The 18,270-nt window shown below is 64.5% G+C and carries 16 protein-coding genes; 2 read left to right on the forward strand and 14 right to left on the reverse strand.

Going from position 1 to position 18,270, the window contains the following annotated elements:
* Positions 1–29 precede the first annotated feature (29 nt).
* The 3 genes from O6R08_RS08035 to mptB all read right to left on the reverse strand — a co-directional run bounded on the left by O6R08_RS08035 (position 30) and on the right by mptB (position 4,275).
* The gene (locus tag O6R08_RS08035) at positions 30–1,133 is read right to left on the reverse strand and encodes a GuaB3 family IMP dehydrogenase-related protein (protein WP_271417662.1); all 1,104 of its coding nucleotides are present in this window, start codon (positions 1,131–1,133) and stop codon (positions 30–32) included.
* 50 nt (positions 1,134–1,183) lie between these two features.
* The gene (guaB, locus tag O6R08_RS08040; RefSeq protein ID WP_271417663.1) at positions 1,184–2,698 is read right to left on the reverse strand and encodes an IMP dehydrogenase; all 1,515 of its coding nucleotides are present in this window, start codon (positions 2,696–2,698) and stop codon (positions 1,184–1,186) included.
* An 89-nt stretch (positions 2,699–2,787) separates the two neighbouring features.
* Complete coding sequence (gene mptB, locus O6R08_RS08045; RefSeq protein ID WP_271417664.1) at positions 2,788–4,275, reverse strand: polyprenol phosphomannose-dependent alpha 1,6 mannosyltransferase MptB; 1,488 nt, start codon at positions 4,273–4,275, stop codon at positions 2,788–2,790.
* A 292-nt stretch (positions 4,276–4,567) separates the two neighbouring features.
* Here mptB and O6R08_RS08050 point away from each other — a divergent pair, with 292 nt between their 5' ends.
* Positions 4,568–6,292, forward strand: coding sequence for an alanine/glycine:cation symporter family protein (locus O6R08_RS08050; protein ID WP_271417665.1), 1,725 nt, complete (start codon positions 4,568–4,570; stop codon positions 6,290–6,292).
* A gap of 512 nt (positions 6,293–6,804) precedes the next feature.
* On the opposite strand, the gene groL is transcribed toward O6R08_RS08050, so the two are convergent.
* The 5 genes from groL to O6R08_RS08075 form a co-directional block, all read right to left on the reverse strand.
* Complete coding sequence (gene groL, locus O6R08_RS08055) at positions 6,805–8,400, reverse strand: chaperonin GroEL (protein ID WP_271417666.1); 1,596 nt, start codon at positions 8,398–8,400, stop codon at positions 6,805–6,807.
* Between the two features lie 11 nt (positions 8,401–8,411).
* Positions 8,412–8,708: a co-chaperone GroES gene (groES, locus tag O6R08_RS08060; RefSeq protein ID WP_002514778.1), complete on the reverse strand. Its 297-nt coding sequence runs from the start codon at positions 8,706–8,708 to the stop codon at positions 8,412–8,414.
* Between the two features lie 216 nt (positions 8,709–8,924).
* A complete protein-coding gene (locus tag O6R08_RS08065) occupies positions 8,925–10,022 on the reverse strand; it encodes an LppM family (lipo)protein (RefSeq protein ID WP_271417667.1) in 1,098 nt (365 codons plus the stop codon).
* Positions 10,023–10,130: 108 nt separating this feature from the next.
* On the reverse strand, positions 10,131–11,069 hold the full coding sequence (locus tag O6R08_RS08070) for an LppM family (lipo)protein (protein ID WP_271417668.1): 939 nt from the start codon (positions 11,067–11,069) through the stop codon (positions 10,131–10,133).
* A 7-nt stretch (positions 11,070–11,076) separates the two neighbouring features.
* Positions 11,077–12,279, reverse strand: coding sequence for a class I SAM-dependent methyltransferase (locus O6R08_RS08075; RefSeq protein WP_271417669.1), 1,203 nt, complete (start codon positions 12,277–12,279; stop codon positions 11,077–11,079).
* 251 nt (positions 12,280–12,530) lie between these two features.
* Between O6R08_RS08075 and O6R08_RS08080 the strand changes: the two genes are divergently transcribed.
* Complete coding sequence (locus O6R08_RS08080; RefSeq protein WP_271419322.1) at positions 12,531–12,956, forward strand: hypothetical protein; 426 nt, start codon at positions 12,531–12,533, stop codon at positions 12,954–12,956.
* Positions 12,957–12,977: 21 nt separating this feature from the next.
* On the opposite strand, the gene O6R08_RS08085 is transcribed toward O6R08_RS08080, so the two are convergent.
* From O6R08_RS08085 to tsaE, 6 genes are all read right to left on the reverse strand, one after another.
* Positions 12,978–13,472 carry an NUDIX hydrolase gene (locus O6R08_RS08085; protein ID WP_271417670.1) on the reverse strand — a complete coding sequence of 165 codons (495 nt, stop codon included), beginning with the start codon at positions 13,470–13,472 and terminating at the stop codon, positions 12,978–12,980.
* 290 nt (positions 13,473–13,762) lie between these two features.
* Positions 13,763–15,097, reverse strand: coding sequence for a C1 family peptidase (locus tag O6R08_RS08090; protein WP_271417671.1), 1,335 nt, complete (start codon positions 15,095–15,097; stop codon positions 13,763–13,765).
* 118 nt (positions 15,098–15,215) lie between these two features.
* Positions 15,216–16,259 (reverse strand): tRNA (adenosine(37)-N6)-threonylcarbamoyltransferase complex transferase subunit TsaD, encoded by a 1,044-nt coding sequence (tsaD, locus tag O6R08_RS08095; RefSeq protein ID WP_271417672.1) that lies wholly within the window; start codon positions 16,257–16,259, stop codon positions 15,216–15,218.
* Positions 16,252–16,713, reverse strand: coding sequence for a ribosomal protein S18-alanine N-acetyltransferase (gene rimI, locus O6R08_RS08100; RefSeq protein ID WP_271417673.1), 462 nt, complete (start codon positions 16,711–16,713; stop codon positions 16,252–16,254). Before rimI ends, tsaD begins: the two co-directional genes overlap by 8 nt.
* Positions 16,710–17,378 carry a tRNA (adenosine(37)-N6)-threonylcarbamoyltransferase complex dimerization subunit type 1 TsaB gene (gene tsaB, locus O6R08_RS08105; protein ID WP_271417674.1) on the reverse strand — a complete coding sequence of 223 codons (669 nt, stop codon included), beginning with the start codon at positions 17,376–17,378 and terminating at the stop codon, positions 16,710–16,712. Before tsaB ends, rimI begins: the two co-directional genes overlap by 4 nt.
* Positions 17,378–18,268, reverse strand: a complete 891-nt coding sequence (gene tsaE / locus O6R08_RS08110) for a tRNA (adenosine(37)-N6)-threonylcarbamoyltransferase complex ATPase subunit type 1 TsaE (RefSeq protein WP_271417675.1) — start codon at positions 18,266–18,268, stop codon at positions 17,378–17,380. Before tsaE ends, tsaB begins: the two co-directional genes overlap by 1 nt.
* Positions 18,269–18,270: the final 2 nt, after the last annotated feature.

Genomic DNA, 18,270 nt, shown 5'->3' on the forward strand with positions numbered 1-18,270 from the left:
CCGCGACGGTGTCCTGGCTGATGGGACGGTCAGCGAATCGTCAACTCGATGCGCTGGAACTCCTTGACCTCCGAGTACCCGGTGGTGGCCATGGCCTGACGCAACCCACCGACAAGGTTCATGGTGCCGTCCGGCACACGAGAGGGGCCGTTGAGCACCTCAGCGAGGGTGCCCACCGGCTCGAAGCGCACCCGAGCACCACGCGGCAGGTCAGCGTGCCATGCCTCGGGACCCCAGTGCCACCCCTTGCCAGGAGCCTCGGTGGCCCGGGCCAGCGGGGACCCGACCATGACGGCATCCGCACCGCAGGCGATGGCCTTGGCGATGTCGCCGGAACGTCCCACCGAGCCATCAGCAATGACGTGGACGTAGCGTCCTCCCGACTCGTCCATGTAGTCGCGGCGGGCCTCAGCGACATCTGCGATCGCCGACGCCATCGACACCTCGATGCCCAGAACCTGACGGGTGGTGTGCGCCGCTCCCCCGCCGAATCCGACGAGCACACCGGCAGCCCCGGTACGCATGAGGTGCAGGGCCGTCTGGTAGGTCGCGCATCCACCGACGATGACCGGGACGTCAAGGTCGTAGATGAACTTGCGCAGGTCGAGGATGCCGTCGCCAACCCCAACATGTTCGGCCGACACCGTCGTCCCACGGATGACGAAGAAGTCAGCCCCGGTGTTGACGACGGTTTCGGAGAACCGGGACGCGTTGCGTGGCGACAAGGACCCGGCCACCGGCACCTCGGCGGCGCGGATCTCGGCCATCCGGGCGGTGATGAGCTCGGCCTTGATGGGCTCGGAGTAGATCTCCTGCATGCGGCGGGTCGTGGCGACGTCGTCACCCATCTCGGCCAGCTCCTCCAGGTACGGGGTGGGGTCCTCGTATCGGGTCCACAATCCCTCCAGGTTGAGCACGCCGAGCCCACCCAGACGCCCGAACTCGATGGCCGTCGCCGGGCTCATCACGGAGTCCATCGGGGCGGCCATGATCGGGAAGTCGAAGGTGAGTGCGTCGATCCGCCACTCCAGGTTCACCATCTCGGTGCCGCGAGTGCGCCGGGAAGGGATGAGAGCGACGTCATCCAGGCTGTAGGCCCGGGTGGCGCGTTTGCTGCGTCCGATGTCGTACATGATTCCTTTCCTGCCGACGTGGTGACTCGCCGGTCAGTGTGCACAGATCGTCAGTGTGCCGAGTAGTTGGGGGCCTCGACCGTCATCTGGATGTCATGGGGGTGAGACTCTCGCAGCCCGGCCGAGGTGATGCGCACGAAACGACCACGCTCGTGCAGCTCATCAACGGTACGGGCGCCGGTGTAGAACATCGACTGACGCAGACCACCCACCAGCTGGTAGGCCACCGCGCCGAGCGGTCCACGGTAGGCGACCTGTCCCTCGATACCCTCCGGGATGATCTTGTCATTGGTGGTGACGTCGCCCTGGAAGTAGCGGTCCTTGGAGTAGGACAGCTTCTCCCCGCGCGCCGACATGGCACCCATCGACCCCATGCCTCGGTAGGTCTTGAACTGCTTGCCGTTGATGAAGACCAGCTCGCCCGGGGACTCCTCGCAGCCGGCCAGCAGGGACCCGAGCATGACGGAATCGGCGCCGGCGACGATGGCCTTGGCGATGTCGCCGGAGTACTGCAGCCCACCGTCTCCGATGACCGGCACCCCGTACTGGCGAGCGGCCCGGGATGCCTCGAAGATGGCCGTCACCTGGGGGACGCCCACACCGGCAACGACACGGGTGGTGCAGATCGAACCCGGACCAATGCCAACTTTGATGCCGTCGGCCCCGGCCTCACAGAGCGCCTTGGCAGCCTCATAGGTGGCGATATTGCCGCCGACGACGTCGACTCCCTTGGCGGCCGGTTCAGCCTTGAGCTTGGCGATCATGTCGAGGACACCCTGGGTGTGGCCGTGAGCGGTGTCGACGACGATGAGGTCGACCCCCTCCTCCACCAAGGCCATGGCGCGTTCCCAGGAATTACCGAAGAAGCCGATGGCAGCGCCCACCCGCAGACGACCCTGAGGATCCTTGGTGGCGTTGGGGTACTTGTCGGCCTTGACGAAATCCTTGAGGGTGAACAGGCCGCGCAGCTTGCCGTCGGCGTCGACCAGCGGCAACTTCTCGATCTTGTGTGCCGCCAGCAGGGACAGCGCGTCCGAGGGGCTGGTGCCCACGGGTGCAGTGACTAGTGGCGCTGGGGTCATGACCTCGCGGATGGGGCGCTGCGGGTTCTCCTCGAAGCGCATGTCGCGGTTGGTGATAATGCCGACGAGGTTCTCCTTGTCGTCGACAACCGGAACACCGGAGATGTGGTAGGTGTGGCAGAGCTCCTCGGCATCGGCCAAGGTGGCGTCCGGGGAGATGGTGATGGGCTCGTCGACCATGCCGGCCTCGGAACGCTTCACCTGATCGACCATCGCGGCCTGATCCTCGATGGACAGATTGCGGTGCAGGATGCCAAGGCCGCCCTCACGAGCCATGGCCACCGCCATCCGGGTCTCCGTGACAGTGTCCATCGCCGCGCTGACAAGGGGGATGGCGATGTCGATATTGCGAGAAACTTTGGTCGTCGTGTTCACATGGGAGGGAATGACATTGCTCTCAACGGGCTGAAGCAAGACATCGTCGAAGGTGAGGGCCAGCGGTGCCAGCTCCTCAATCGTGGTCGGGCGGGAATCCGAGGTCATGAGCCACCTTTCGCCGGGATGAAGGTCATCTTAACGCTGGGGCGTCAAAGGTACCCAAATGATCGGCTGGCCAAAGGGACGGGTCATCGTCAGGTCGTGGCCGTCACGAAAGCCCACGCCTTCGGAATCCTCCAGACGATGAGATACCCGACGATCACCAGTGGCAGACACACGTAGGGCGACCAGTACCACTGCAGATAGGTCAAGATGACGACGGCGACCACTGCGGCAATGACCACGTCGCGGTGAGTGCGGCGCAGGTGGATCGATGAGACCAGGGCCAGCGGACCGATGAGATACCAGGACTGTAGGGAGGCCCCGAGAACAGCGAAGGCGATCATGACGCCAGCCTGCAAGCGCAACGGATTACCCAGCTGGCCGACGGAGTCGTCGCGGCTGCGCATCGGCGGGACGGGGCCCCACCGGGCCCAGCACCACACCATCGCGACGAGGGTGAGGACGAGACTGACGATGGTGGCCGGGCCGACCAGCTTGTCCAACGGGATGCCGCCGCTTCCTCGCAAGATCTGCACCACCAGGGCGATGGGTGAGTCGCTGGTCACGGCGACCGGACTTCCTGCCGTGGGGTTGAGCCACCCCAGCCCCAACCCGCCGATGGCTGAGATGGCGCCGAAGACCGCCAAGGCCGAGACGGCTCCAACCGCGGTACGAGCGAGAAGACCCGACCAGCAGTGTCGCGTCACCCAGCGGTGACCGCCATGGCGCACCGCATCGACGTGGACCAGCGCGACGACTCCCACCCCAGCCAGGACTCCGGGCTGCTTGATGGTGCCGGCCAGACCGACGATCGCCCCACCAACGACCAATCCCAGCCACCCACGTCCGGACACGGCCAGGCGGTGTGCCACGACCAGGGCCGCAAGGGACAAGCCGACCTGAAGCCCGTCATTGTGCATGCCTCCAATGATGTTCAACGTCGTGAGGGGGCAGCAGACCGCCAGCCAGAGGGCACCATCGGGGTCAGTGCCGGCATGGCGGGCCAGCCGTGGCACCGCCCAGACCATCAGGGCGACACCCACGATGGCAGGCACGCGCATGAGCAGTACCGACCACAGCGGATCGGCGTGGGCAATCGTCACCATCGCCGCCTGGATCCACAACGATCCGGGCGGATACACCGCCGTCGTCCCCCGCCAGGGAGCGTCAACAGCCTGACCGAGCACGCCTGCCGCACCCTGCGGAACCGAGTACGGGTCGAGGCCCTGGGCCAGGACCCATCCCTGAGCAGCATAGGCCCAACCATCCTGACTGAGCAGCGGCGGACCGAACAGCAGCGGCAGTGACCACGTCACAAGGGTTAGGATGCGGGCTCCCACCAGCTTCCGGGAGCGCAACCATGCGATGACCATGGCGCTCAGGCCGACGACGCCGCTGGCAGCCACCGCCACCCCGACCGGACGCACCTGCTTCGGCATTCCAGGATGGGGGGAGCCCCATCCCCACACCACCATCATGATGGCGCCGACGAATCCCATCACGAGCACCTCGACGAGGCGGCGTCGATCAGGATGGGCCGGTGCAGGCCGGGGATCATGAGGAGGGGTGGGCGCGGTCATCAGCATTCAGCGTAGGGGAACCACACATTCATACGCCCAGAGAAACCACCAGTGTCGAGCGGTTCGAGCCAATTGTCACAGCCACCCGCTATCGTGCCCAAGGCGGTTGTCTTCCGCCACGAGCGCGACCCTACCCGCTGACGTGCGGTGTGTGGTGTGGTCGCGCCTGCCGAGTCGCTGGTCCCTGAGCGTGTTGATATCGGTCGGGACGTGACCGATACCGCACTGCGGTGTTGGCGGGCTCGGCGTCCAACGTCGTCAACGAATAGGACCACTCGTGCCGTCTGGCATCATGTCATCGCCCGTTTCCGCAATTCTCGAAACCCACGTTCCAGCTCCTCTGAGCTTGGATCAGGCCATCGACACCTTCGTCTCCCCCATCGCCACCGCCATTTCCGACACCGTGTTCTGGGCCATCCCACTGCCCGGAGGCAATGAATTTCCGCTCATCCTGGCGTGGCTGTTGGCCGCTGGAATCTTCTTCACGATCTACCTGGGTTTCCAGCAATTGCGCCCGGCCTCGATCCGCCATTCCAGCCATGTGGTGCGGGGACATTTCTCCCGTCACACCGATCCCGGTGACGTCACCAGCTTCCAAGCCCTTGCCACCGAGTTGTCAGGCACTGTCGGCCTGGGAAACATCGCCGGCGTCGCCATCGCCATCGCAGCCGGCGGGCCGGGCGCATCGTTCTGGATCGCCATCACCGGCCTGGTCGGCATGAGTGTCAAGATGGCCGAGGCCACCCTCGGCGTGAAGTTTCGGGTCGTCAATGAGGACGGAACCATCTCTGGCGGTCCGATGTACTACTTGCGTGACGGCCTGGCATCGATCGGCAGACCCAAGCTGGGTCGTGTGCTGGCCACCCTGTTCGCCGTCTTCACGGCCTTCGGTGTCATCGGCGGGGGCAACATGTTCCAGTCCAACCAGGCCGCCTACCAGCTGGCGATGCTCGCCGGTGGCAAGGATTCCTGGATCGGCACCCACATGTGGGTCGTGGGGCTGGTGTTCGCGATTCTCGTCGGCATCGTCATCGTCGGCGGTGTCTCCAAGATTGGCGCAGCCACCTCCAAGATCGTCCCCTTCATGGGGATCCTCTACGTCGTCATGTGTCTGGCCGTCATTGGTGCGAACATCACCGGCGTTGGTGACGCCTTCACGGCCATCTGGTCGGGTGCGTTCACGGGCCGCGGCGTGGCAGGGGGCATCGTTGGCGTGCTCATCGTCGGCGTTCAGCGTGCTGCCTTCTCGAACGCGGCCGGCATCGGTACTGCGGGCATCGCCCACTCTGCCGTGAAAACCCGTCGTCCGGCCCAGGAGGGTTTTGTCGCGATGTGGGAGCCGTTCATCGACTCCGTCGTCATCTGCACCATGACCGCCATCACCATCATCATCACCGGGGTTTACAAGGATGCGGACCTCGACGGTGTTCAGATGACCACCCACGCCCTCAAGACGGTTGCCCCGTGGTTCAGCGTCCTTCTCACCCTGGCCATCGTCCTCTTCGCCTTCTCGACGATGCTGTCGTACTCCTTCTACGGAAAGAAAGCCGTCGGCTTCCTGTTCGGCAACTCGGCCACCGCCGAGCGCATCTACAACGGCATCTTCCTGCTCCTGCTGGTCGTCGGTGCGGCCACCAACATGTCCTCGATCCTCGGTATGGCCGACGCGATGCTCTTTCTCATGGCGGTTCCGAACGTGCTGGGGATGTACTTCCTCGCCCGGGTCGTGGCTCGCGAGATCAAGGGTCACCGGGAGCGCCTGGACGCCGGCGTCATTCCTCAGGTACCTCAGGAGGTCCAAGCCGGCATGATGGTCGCCAACGAGGCCACTCCGGAACAGCTTGAGACTGCCGACGCGGAATACGCCCTCCGTGCGGCAGCCATGGACGCTCGCAGTGACGAGCTCGACTTGGGACACACCGCCCCAGACACCGAGCGCGACTACCTGGAGCACCTGCCCGAGGACCATGAGTTGTTCGACACCATGGACCGTGATGGCAAGCCGCTCAAGGACTGACCCCGGTAACACACTGTGAGTGCATGTGGGCCCGGGGAGTGTTCCCCGGGCCTTGCTGCATCGTGAGGGGCCACTCCAGGTCATGTGCCGGGGTGATCGCTGCGACCGCCCCGGCGCCGACACCCGTTTCGTCAGCGACACCGAGGTCGTCGGGGCAGCCCGCCCTGGTTCCTGCAACACCCGTGGTATCCCCTGGACCCATCAGCCCTACGAGCCGGGCCGGTCGCTGGTTCCCGCAACACCCGTGGTATCCCCGGAAAGCCCGTGGGCTGGTGCCACCCCACGTGGCAGCCCTCCCCTGTCTTTTCGGGATCTCCACGCGTACATCGGACCATCGGGCAGATCGCATGCCGCCACCTCTGTGCAACAGCGGCAACCCCCACGACGAGACGCCCAACCCCACGACGAGACGCCCAACCCCACGACGAGACGCCCAACCCCAATGGGCGCAAAGAACGGGCCCCGGAACCGTGAGGTTTCGGGGCCCGCAGTGATCAGCGAGGATCAGTGACTCACTCGTCGTCGTCCTCGTCCTCAGGCTTGTCCACCACGAGGGTCTCGGTGGTGAGCAGCAGAGCGGCGATGGAGGCGGCATTGGCCAGGGCGGAACGGGTCACCTTGACGGGGTCGATGACACCGTCGGCGATGAGGTCCACGTACTGGCCAGTCTTGCCGTTGTAGCCGTGTCCGGGCTCCATCTCGGCGACCTTGGAGACGATGACGTAGCCGGGCTCGCCACCGTTCTCAGCGATCCAGCGCAGCGGCTCGCGAACGGCCTTGGCGACGATCTGGACACCAGCCTTCTCGTCACCCTCAAGGTGAAGGTTCTCGTCGAGCACGTGCGCGGCGTGAATGAGAGCGGAGCCGCCACCGGCGACGATGCCCTCCTCAATGGCTGCACGGGTCGCGGAGACAGCGTCCTCGATGCGGTGCTTCTTCTCGTTGAGCTCGACCTCAGTGGCCGCGCCCACGCGAATGACACACACGCCGCCGGCGAGCTTAGCGATACGCTCCTGGAGCTTCTCGCGGTCCCACTCGGAGTCGGAGTTGTCGTACTCAGCACGCAGCTGGGCAACGCGTCCATCGACGTCAGCCTTGGAACCGGCACCGTCGACGATGGTGGTGTTGTCCTTGGTGACAACAACCTTCTTGGCGCGGCCCAGGACCTCGAGGCCCACCTGGTCGAGCTTGAGCCCAACCTCGGGAGCGACGACCTGACCACCGGTGAGGGTGGCGATGTCCTGCAGCATGGCCTTGCGGCGGTCACCGAAGGCCGGAGCCTTGACGGCCACCGAGTTGAAGGTGCCGCGGATTTTGTTGACCACGAGGGTGCTCAGGGCCTCCCCGTCGACGTCCTCAGCCACGATGAACAGGCTGCCGTGGGCGGCGATGACCTTCTCCAACAGCGGGAGCAGGTCGTTCATCGAGGAGATCTTGCCGGAGTGGATGAGGATGTAAGGATCCTCGATCACGGCCTCCATGCGGTCCTGGTCGGTGACCATGTAGGGCGACAGGTAGCCCTTGTCGAACTGCATGCCCTCGGTGAAGTCGAGCTCAGTGCCGAAGGTCTGGGACTCGTCGACGGTGATGACGCCGTCCTTGCCAACCTTGTCGAAAGCCTCGGCAATGAGGGAGCCGATGTTCTCGTCACGGCTGGAGATGGTGGCGACGCTGGCCATGTCCGAGGTGGTGTCGATGGCGCGCGAGATGGAGCGAAGCTCCTCCACGACGGCGTCGACGGCCTTCTCGATACCGCGCTTGAGGCCAACCGGGTTAGCCCCGGAAGCCACGGCGCGCAGACCCTCGTGGACGAGAGCCTGGGCGAGCACGGTCGCGGTGGTGGTGCCATCACCGGCCACGTCGTTGGTCTTGGTGGCGACCTCCTTGGCGAGCTGGGCGCCGAGGTTCTCGTAAGGATCGGTGAGGTCGACCTCCTTGGCGACGGTCACGCCGTCGTTGGTGATGGTCGGGGCTCCCCACTTCTTGTCGAGAACGACGTAGCGGCCCTTGGGGCCGAGGGTCACCTTGACGGTGTTGGCGAGGGTGTCGACACCGCGCTCGAGGGAGCGACGGGCCTCCTCGTCAAACTGAAGCTGCTTGGCTGCCATGTATCAGCGCCTCACTTCTCGACGACGGCGAGAATGTCGCGGGCGTTGAGGAGCAGGTACTCCTGGCCGTCGTACTTGACCTCGGTGCCGCCGTACTTGGAGAAGATGACGACGTCACCCTCCTTGACGTCCATGGGGACGCGGGTGCCCTTGTCGTCAACGCGACCGGGGCCAGCGGAGATGACCTTGCCCTCCTGCGGCTTTTCCTTGGCGGTGTCCGGAATGACGAGTCCGGAAGCGGTGGTCTGCTCGGCCTCGAGAGGCTGGACGAGGACGCGGTCCTCGAGCGGCTTGATCGTGGTTGCCACGTCAAGACCCCTTTCTACTGAAGACGGATTGTGTCGTTGTCTCTCGCCAGGGGTTGCGAGCCCCGAGCGCGACGAACCCTCGGCGTCGCGGGTGCTTCAGGTCCGTTGGCACACTCACCACGAGAGTGCCAACCACGAAAATACACCCGTGATTGGCACTCAGGCAACGGGAGTGCCAGAAATTGACCCTCAAATCTGGGTAGATGTCAGTTGGGGTCAGGGCTTCTTCCAGAAGTCATCGGGGTGCGAGGGTGGGCGCTGAGCCGGATTGGGGCCGGGTTGAGGAGCTCCGGTGCCATTCCCTGGGGCATGTCCCCACGGCTGACCCGGCTGAGACTGAGGCTGGCCCGGCTGAGCCTGAGACTGACCAGGCTGGGGCTGGCCCGGCTGGCCCGGCTGAGCCTGAGACTGACCAGGCTGGGGCTGGCCCGGCTGACCCGGCTGGGGCTGGTTCGTGTAGGGCTGGGGCTGACCCGGGTTCGGATAGGGCGGCTGCTGCCCCTGGGGGTTGCCCTGATAGGGCTGACCCGGGTGGTTGTTCCACTGCTCCTGCTGACCCTGAGGCTGTCCGGGGTATTGCATCGCCCACGAGGGGTCACCGTTACCGGGCTGGCTCCCCTTGGCGCCCTTTTTCTTCTTGACCACGACAGCCACGACCACTCCGATGATCGCCAATGCTGCTACCGCAACGACGATCCAGACCCACATCGGCACACCGCCGTCGCGCTCGGCGGTGGCGCTGAGACCCTCATCGGAGAACATGTCCTTGGGATCGACCCAGGTGACGGTGCGCCCGTCAACCTTGCTCGACCCCGAGTGGCTCAACACCTTGCCGGGGAAGGTGACGGAAATCTTGAAGTCGGTGAGCATGCTCGCGCTGAGGGACTCGCCCGAGCCAAAGGGATTGTTGGAACCACCTGAGTCACTGAGAGTGCCCGAGTCCATCTTGAATGTCACCTTGTCCTTGTCGAAGGTGATCTCGGTGTCCTCGCTATTCTCGGTGAAATCTGCTGCCGTCCCATCGGCAGAGAAGGTGCAACCGATGTACTTGTCGTCCTCGAACTTCTCAACCTTTGCGTTCGAGGCTCCGCCGCTGCTCTTCGCGAGTTGCCCGCAGTCCGAGAACTCGGACGTGAGGTCCTGCCCGGACATCTCGGCCATCGACTTGGAGACACCGACCGTGACCTTTACGTGGATGTGGTCCTCGTCCTTGATTTCCGTCGCCATGTCTAATTTGACGCAGCCGGCGAGCAACAACAGAGGAGCAAGGAGTAGGACGAGATAGCGTCTCAAATGGCGCGAAGCACTCAGCATGCTCTTATGTAAACACAGCCAGGGGGCATGGCGGTAGGCCCCAGACGAATGCGTAACAACATGAGCCGCACGTGGAGCTCAGGGTATCTTCCTCATCCCGACGAGTGGTCAGTGCGACACCGGGCCGGGTCCACCACCGGGACCTCCGGGCGGTCGATGACCTGCCTGGGTGGGGCCCGGACGTCTATCCGAGAACCCTTGGTGCTGTCCCCCCATGTGGCCGCTCGCGCCTGGCGACTGGGTGGGCCTGCCTGCCTGGTATGGAGCACCGGGCTGCCGACCATCCTTCTTCTTGCTCGTGACCACCGCCGCAATGGCGCCACCAACGGCGACAACCACCACGACGAGGACCATCCATGCCCAGCCGGGGAAGCCACTTCGACGCTCGCCCGATGCCTCCAAGCCCGAGGACGATGAGAGATCCCTGACGTCGGTCCAAGTCACGGTCTTGCCGTCAACCTTGCTCGATCCGGAATGGCTCAAAACCTTGCCGGGGAAGGTCACAGAAATCTTGAAATCAGAAATCCCGGCCGAGCCTGCCAATCCTGAGCTGTCAAAATCGGAAATGATATCCAGGACAGCGGAGCCATCAAGAAGAAAGCGGACTTTATTGCCCTTGAAGGTGATGAAAACTGGACCGTCACCCTCATCGTCTTCTGAACGGGCGGCCGCCGATTCTCCGCTACTCGGGGACGAGGATGGTTGGCCCGTCAGCTCAGAGACCGTCCCCGTGCCCATCATCGTGCAGCCGACATATTTACCATCGTCAAAGCTCTTGACCGTCAGGATTCCGGCAGCGCTCTCCTTGAACTCATCGGTTTTCTCGAGTTCCGAACAATCGATACGGCCGTTGGTAAATATCTCAGCCTCATCTGCCGGGATCTTATCGAGGCTCGACTTCAGCACTCCGATGGTCATGGTCATAGTGACGTGGTCTTCGTCCGTGATGATGAAACCGGCGTTGAATTTTCCGCAACCCGACAGCAGGAGGAGCGGAGCCATCAGTAACGCCACGAGATATCTTGCTGAGCGCCGAACAGCCACCATGGGCGTATTACATCACAGACGGACCAAGGCTGGACCCGCCCTGGAAATCAGCACATCGCTCGCACACCAATACCTTTGCGTTGTTCCTGGTAGGAGTGCATATGACAGTGGCGGAGTGCGGCCCTGAGGGCTTGAGTTGTCGTCTCCACGCAACGGGATCGACGTCAACACCGCGCTTCTTGATCTCGAGGGTTCCGATGTGATGATCCCGCACCCAGGCCCGCAGGGTCTTCACGTCAAAAGGGAGCACTTCCTTGACGGCGAACCACGTCAACCACGCAGATGCCACCGGGACATCCGCGGTGAGGTAGGCAATACCGTCGGATACCGCACGCAGCGAACCGTCAATGGCCGAGAGGCTGCCAGCCCGGATGGCCGCCGGGTGAGGCTCAGCCACGAACGGGCCCAACTCACCAACCACTGGATTGGCCAGTCCGCCGGGCAGTTCGAGCGTGCTCTGCGAGCTGACGAGAACGGCGCGATCGCCTCGCCGATGGCCTGCGAACCCCGACCACAACGTCGCCTCAACCAGATCCCCGCGATGACCCACGTAGGTGACGGGAAGATCGGGCAGTTGGGAGCGATCAATGCCTGGTCCGAGCTTGACGACGGCCGGCATCGACATGATCACTTTCTCAACGAAGGACCATGGCGGCTGCACGTCTTCCAACCGCCAGGTCCTCCCCCGACCGGTGCGGCGAGCAGGATCGAGCATGACGACCGTGGTGTCGGATGCGTCCTTGAGCAAGTCAGCAAAGACCTGCGTCGCGTCAGCCGTCAGTACGCGAGCTCCCGGCAGATTGTGACGAGCCAGTTCGGCTGTCGCCTCATCGATCTCGACGGCCGTCACCCTCAACCCGGCGTCGAGGTAAGCCCGTGAGTCAGCACCGCAAGCGCAACCCAGATCGATGACATCGGTGAAACCTGCCGCGACAAGGCATTGTGCACGCCATCGGGAGACCTCGCCCCGGGTGGCCTGCTCCAGTCCGTCGCGGGTCCACAGCATCTGCGCGCCAACCGGACCAATCTTGCTCACGGCCCGGCGTCTCAGGCTGATCTGGTCGAGGGCTGCAGCGGCCAGATCGGCATCCGTGTGACGCCGCAATCTGGTCGCGGCGGCCAGCGAATCTGGATCGGTCTGCGCAGCGGCGAGATCGAGAACTTCGATTCCTTCATCACTGGCCAGACGACATGCCACGCTGTGCTCCACGCTGCCACCATAGAGGTACTTCCGAACGATTCGAGTACAATCTTCGGTCGAGACATCGCTTTGCACTGTTTCCCGCACGAGGAGTAACTAGTACCGTCGTGGCCATCACCACTTACGAGAACCGATCAAGATTCACCCAGCGCCTACAATCCCGGATGTCGCGGAACGTGACCTCCGAGGAGGATTCTTCGCGCCGTGGTGCAGGGTGGTACATCCATCACTTCATTGGTTCAGCCTTCCAGCTCGCAGCCATGACGACGACGTACTACGCATCTCGCACGGAACCCCTCACCTTGGAGGCCCACACCAATGTCAGCTGGGTGCTCCTTTTCGTCGCAGTCATCGTGATTCCTGGCCTACTGACCTTCGCGGAGTCCTTCGTGAAACCGGACGGTAGCGGGCAGGACGTCGTCACTGCGGTGACCCTGATGCTGGGCCTGTGCGGCATCATCGCCTTCGGAATTCTGGCGGCGACGCCGATCGTGACGACGCCCGTGTCATTCTCGATCCTGATGCCCGTGAGCTTGGCACTGACGGTCATTGCTCCGTACAGCCTGCCGGGGGCCAATCCACGGGCAGACAGCATGTTTGCCGAAACCCATTACGGAGCGTGGAGTTCCCGTTGGTTCGCCCCGATCATCTGCCTGAGCCTGTGGATCGTCGGGCTGGCTGGCTGAATTGTCCCGACGCAGGAGTCGTCACAGGGTCGAGTAGGACCAGCCGGTGGGGCGGCCGTCGGCATACGGCAGGCAGCCGTGGAATTGGGTGATCCCAGCATCAAAGACCAGCGGCAGGAAGTACCGGTCCCCCTCCCACATTGGTAGGTCGTCAAGGGAGTCGATGCGTTCCCAGGTGAGCGGACCTTCCTCGTTGGCCTCGGGGATGGCTACGTCGGTGGGATGCCAGGCATCGATGACGAAGATGAAGCCGAAGTGGTCCTCCCCGTGGCGGCCGAAGCCCGGCCAGGAGACGGTGCCACGCAGGCGCATGGCATCGACCTCGATCGCAGCCTCCTCGCGCAGTTCGCGCTTCATGCCAGCAACGACATCCTCCCCCGGCTCAACCTTGCCTCCCAGCCCGTTGTACTTGCCGAGCTGCTCGTCGCCGGGGCGGGCGATGCGATGCACCATGAGAACGCGGTCGCCGTCGGGATGCATGACGAAGCCAAGGGTGGTGAGGATCGGGGTCATCATGGGGCCATCCTCTCAGAGCTGACAGGCCGGTGACGACAGCGAGGCACGCCTCGGGTTTTGTCGGCGTTCCTGCCGATGCGGGTTTGAGGCGTCTACCCGCGTGCCCCCGACACGCATCAGGATGTCTGGACCTCGCACCCGTGGTACTCCCGGGAAAACAACGTCGGCCTGTCACGCCAGATGGCAGCAGCTACCTGACTTAACGGATTCTGCACGCGCGATGAGGGATCCGACACACAAAGCTGCCCGCCCGCAGATACGCGGACGGGCAGCTTGATGCCTCAGAAGACTCACATCATGTCGTGCTCGGGCAAGACGATCGGCTCCTGGTCACAGGCCTTGGCGATCTCCTCGGAGACCCGGGAGCGCGGCACGATGACGTTGTAGACGTACTCGTCGAACCACGAGTCGTTCATCGTGAAGAATCCCTTCTTGCCGACCTCGTCGCCCCACGAGTTCTCGACCCGCCAGCGCACCGGGACACTGTCAACGAGGTCCACACCGACGAAGGTCATGGCGTGGGTGCCACCAGACTCACGCAGACGCAACCGCTCGGCCTTGGATATCTGCATGTCGACGCCGTACAGAGCCTCGTAGTCATGCAGGTTGGCGTCCCATACACCCAGGTCCTTGTCGAACTGCTTCTTGACGTCGCAGGCGAACCAGACCGGCTCCCCGGCTGCGATGGAGTCGATGACCGCCTTCTTCATGACGTCCAAATCCACCGACAGGTGCCAGTACGGGGTGCCACCTTCCATGTACGGGGTGTGTTCGTGGACGTAGGTACGCCCGACCGGGTGCTCCTCGCGCGGGTCATGGCCGAGGCTGACCCACGGCTCGAAAGCCTGCGGCACGATCTCGTGGGCGAACTCCAGCGGGGTGTAGGTGCCCTTGCGGTGGAAGTTCTTGTCCTTGTCGCGGTACTGCCAGGTGAAGCTGGTGGGTGGGGTGCCAAGATGGATCGCGAGGATCTTCCACACAGCGTCCAAGGCCTCGCTACGGGCGGCCTCCATCTGAGAGGCTCCCTCGTTGAGGTCGGAATTGGTGGCGGCGTCGCGGATTTTTCCGATGGCTCGACGCAACACCGTCGACAGGGCGCGGTTCATCTGCAGGGTGTTGCCAGCCGACTCGGTGTCGGGCATGGCCCAGGAGGGTACTACGCCGTACTTGGCCACCAGATCGGTGAACTGCATCCACCATCCGCCGTCCTCGGCAGGGTAGTTCATGATGGAGCGCACCTCTTCCGCGTCTGCGTCGTGGGACGCCGTGGCGATGGCGCGAGCAAGGGTGTGGTTGGCCTTCTCGAGCTTGTCGAAAAAGGCAATGTAGTTCTGCGAGAACTCGAGGTTGTCGACCTTGAGCTCGTCGATAACCTTGGCGCGCAGAACGTTGAGCCCCGCGAATTCCCAGCACCGCCCGGAGTGCTTCTGGTCGGTGACCTTCCAGGAATCCAATCGCTCGGAGGTCGTCTCGTCGATGCCGTTGACCACGGTGCGATCCAGACTGACGGTGTCGGCTCCGGTTCCGGTCACCGCATTCTGTACCAGCCGCCCGGTGGCGTCATGGGCGAAGGATTCGGCGCGAGATGCGCTGAAACTGGCGTCGAGAACGAAGGGTTCACTCATTCCTCATCCATTCCTGTCGAATACTGATGCCTCACAGGATGACACAGCGAGGCCCATTGCGAGCCGATTGTGACCAGCAGTTCTCCAGCGGCGTCGCGTCCGCACCCCATATGTCGCCTCAGACGAGCACCTTCGCGATGGGCAGCCCAGAGTCAGCGGAGATGTCCATCGACGACGGTGGCAGCCCCGCCTTGACGACCTGCACACCGAGGGCAGCGATCATCGCCCCATTGTCGGTGCACAGCCCCGGACGCGGGCGTCGCAGCTCGACCCCAGCGGCCGCCATCCGCTCAGCGAGCAGGGTGCGCAACCGCGAGTTGGCCGCCACTCCCCCACCGATGAGGAAGTGCTTAAGGTCGTATTCCTGGCACATGTCGACGGCCTTGGCGGTCAGCACATCGGCAACGGCCTCCTGGAAGCTGGCGGCGACGTCGGCCACCCGGAACTCGACCCCGTCGCGCTGCTGGGTCTCGACCCACCGACTCACCGCCGTCTTGAGACCGGAGAAGGAGTAGTCGAAGCGGTGCTTGATCATGTCGTGACGGGCCGTCAGCCCGCGCGGGAAGCGGATGGCCTTGGGATCACCCTCGGCAGCAGCCTTGTCGATGACCGGGCCTCCTGGGTAGGGCAGGCCGAGGACGCGGGCAACCTTGTCGTAGGCCTCACCGGCGGCGTCGTCAATCGTTGAACCGACCTCGACGATGTCGGTCGCGATGTCGTTGACCCGCAGCAGGCTGGTGTGACCGCCCGAGACGAGCAGGGCGCCACAGGGCATCGGCAGGTCGCCGTGCTCAAGCAGATCGACGGCGACATGTCCGGCCAGGTGATTGACGCCGTAGAGCGGCTTGTTGAGCCAGCTGGCCAACGCCTTGGCAGCCGACAAGCCGACGACCAGCGCTCCGGCCAGACCCGGACCGGCGGTCACGGCGATGCCGTCGAGCTCAGACAGGTCCACCCCGGCAGTGGCTGTGGCCTTGTCCAGCACCGGGACGATGGCCTCCAGGTGGGCGCGGGAGGCCACCTCGGGGACGACCCCACCGAAGCGCACGTGCTGCTCCATCGAGGATGCGACCTCGTTGGCGAGCAGGTCGTTGCCACGGACGATGCCGACCCCGGTCTCGTCGCAGGACGACTCGATGCCCAGGATGAGCGGTTCAGACATGGTTCTCCTCGATGGTGGTCGCGGGCAGGTTGACGGACATGATGAGGGCGTCGACCCCGCCGCCGTAGTAGTTGGGGCGCTGGGAAATGGTCTCGAAGCCGAAGCGTTGGTACAGGGAGATGGCCGGGGCATTGTCGCGGCGCACCTCCAGCATCATGGTGCGGCATCCCCGGGAGCGTGCCCAGTCGATGCCACGGGAAAGCAGGTCGGCGGCCAGTCCTTGCCCTCGTGCCACCGGCGTGACCATGATCCGGTCGAGGTCAGCGACGTCGAAACCGTGAAAGGTGGCCACGGCAGCGATCTCGTCATCTCCGGCGACGAGGGTGAGTCGGTGGTCGGCCGGGGAGATCTCCTCGGCCCAGGAGGTCCGCGACCATTGCTGGGACGGGTCGAAGCTGGCCTGCTCGACGGCCATGATGGCGTCGAGATCGGCTGGGCTGGCGGATCTGATCATCGCTTGATGCCGGGCAGGGTGAGCCGAGTTGGGGTCAGGGTGGCTTTGCGGGTCGTCGGGACGGTGGCGTCGGGATCGCGCAGGTAGAGAGGCTCCAAACCGACGTCGGGCATGGTCTGCCACGACGCAGCGAGCACCCCGGCGTCCAGATGCTGCGGGGATCCGAGGGTCGGTGTCAGGCCACGGACCGGGCAGCCCGGGCCGCCCACTGGAAGCCCCTCGGGTAGTTCGTCGGGAGCGGTGACGTTGGGGCCGTCGAGACGGTTACCGGAGGCGTCGTAACGGGCCCAGTACAGCTCGTGACGACGGGCGTCAGTACAGACCACGAACTGCCCGTCGACGCCGTCGTCAGCCCATTGGCGGGCCAGGATGTCGAGGGAGCAGACCGGGTGGGGGGTGAGGTCGGCCAGGTGGGCGATCACTCGTCCGGTAGCCACCCCGACGCGCAGGCCGGTGTAGGGTCCGGGGCCGACTCCGATGGCCACCTCACCGATGTTGGTCAGGGCGATCCCGGCCTGCTCGCAGGCCTGATGAATGAGGGGCATGAGCTGCTCAGCATGGGCGCGCGGATCGTCGTGGTGCAGGCTGACCAGCACCTCGGACCCGCGTGCCAGACCGACGCTGACAGCCGTGGAGGTGTCGATTCCCAGAACGATGGTGTTCATCAGTTGTTGTCTCCGGTCTCCTCTGAGGTGGCATCAAGGGGAAGTACGGACAGCGGCGACAGGTCGACGTCGCGCCAGCGAGGTCCGAAACCTTCCAGGTAGACCACGCGGGTCTCGTCGGCGGGGTCCCCGCTGCGGCGAATGTCAATGTCCAGGTGGGAGCCGGCGAGGTCCTCGGCGATACCGGCTCCCCACTCAATCAAGGTGACGGCCTGGTCCATGGTCTCGTCGAGGTCCAGGTCGACCAGTTCGGCTGCCGAACCGAGGCGGTAGGCGTCGACGTGGACGAGTCCTGGCCGACCGTCGGCCCCAGCATGGCGTCTCGCCAGCACGAAGGTCGGGGAAATGACCGGATCTTCGACGCCCAGACCCAAACCGATCCCCTGGGCCAAGGTCGTCTTGCCAGCTCCCAGGTCTCCGGTGGCCAGCACGATGTCACCGGCGCGGAGCTCGGCGGCCAGGGCGGCACCGAAGGAGTGCATGGCTTGCGTCGTGGGGACGACGACGCGGGTGGGCAGCACGCGCACCCACTCGTCGCCGTCGCTGCGATAGGCGGGGCTGGGAGCTGACGCCACTCCCGAGACGACGAGAATGGGCGATTCCAGGTCGGTGGCGATCTGCTCGGCACCTTGGATGAGGGCTGCGGTGATGTCGGCGTCGGGGGAGGCCAGTATGAGATCAGCGACCTCGGCGTGGCCACGGTCGTTGATGAGATGGGCCAGGCCGACAGTTGCATCGCCGCGACGTGCCGTGATGACGATGCCTTGGGCCAACCAGGTGGACACGGTCGTCTCGTCGAGGTTGAGGGCTCGGGCCAGGTCGGCGGCTTCCTCACCAGTTGCGACCGACAGTTCCGGGGTCACGTCCTGCGGGCGGGTCTGTTCATCCACAA

It is taken from the genome of Cutibacterium equinum, assembly GCF_028021195.1.
Lineage (GTDB): Bacteria > Actinomycetota > Actinomycetes > Propionibacteriales > Propionibacteriaceae > Cutibacterium > Cutibacterium equinum.

Excerpts from the sequence above, each read along its gene's own strand:
- O6R08_RS08035 (WP_271417662.1), bottom strand. The coding sequence starts at position 1,133 with ATGTACGACATCGGACGCAGCAAACGCGCCACCCGGGCCTACAGCCTG.
- guaB (WP_271417663.1), bottom strand. The coding sequence starts at position 2,698 with ATGACCTCGGATTCCCGCCCGACCACGATTGAGGAGCTGGCACCGCTG.
- mptB (WP_271417664.1), bottom strand. The coding sequence starts at position 4,275 with ATGACCGCGCCCACCCCTCCTCATGATCCCCGGCCTGCACCGGCCCAT.
- O6R08_RS08050 (WP_271417665.1), top strand. The coding sequence starts at position 4,568 with ATGTCATCGCCCGTTTCCGCAATTCTCGAAACCCACGTTCCAGCTCCT.
- groL (WP_271417666.1), bottom strand. The coding sequence starts at position 8,400 with ATGGCAGCCAAGCAGCTTCAGTTTGACGAGGAGGCCCGTCGCTCCCTC.
- O6R08_RS08065 (WP_271417667.1), bottom strand. The coding sequence starts at position 10,022 with ATGCTGAGTGCTTCGCGCCATTTGAGACGCTATCTCGTCCTACTCCTT.
- O6R08_RS08070 (WP_271417668.1), bottom strand. The coding sequence starts at position 11,069 with ATGGTGGCTGTTCGGCGCTCAGCAAGATATCTCGTGGCGTTACTGATG.
- O6R08_RS08080 (WP_271419322.1), top strand. The coding sequence starts at position 12,531 with ATGACGACGACGTACTACGCATCTCGCACGGAACCCCTCACCTTGGAG.
- O6R08_RS08085 (WP_271417670.1), bottom strand. The coding sequence starts at position 13,472 with ATGATGACCCCGATCCTCACCACCCTTGGCTTCGTCATGCATCCCGAC.
- O6R08_RS08090 (WP_271417671.1), bottom strand. The coding sequence starts at position 15,097 with ATGAGTGAACCCTTCGTTCTCGACGCCAGTTTCAGCGCATCTCGCGCC.
- tsaD (WP_271417672.1), bottom strand. The coding sequence starts at position 16,259 with ATGTCTGAACCGCTCATCCTGGGCATCGAGTCGTCCTGCGACGAGACC.
- rimI (WP_271417673.1), bottom strand. The coding sequence starts at position 16,713 with ATGATCAGATCCGCCAGCCCAGCCGATCTCGACGCCATCATGGCCGTC.
- tsaB (WP_271417674.1), bottom strand. The coding sequence starts at position 17,378 with ATGAACACCATCGTTCTGGGAATCGACACCTCCACGGCTGTCAGCGTC.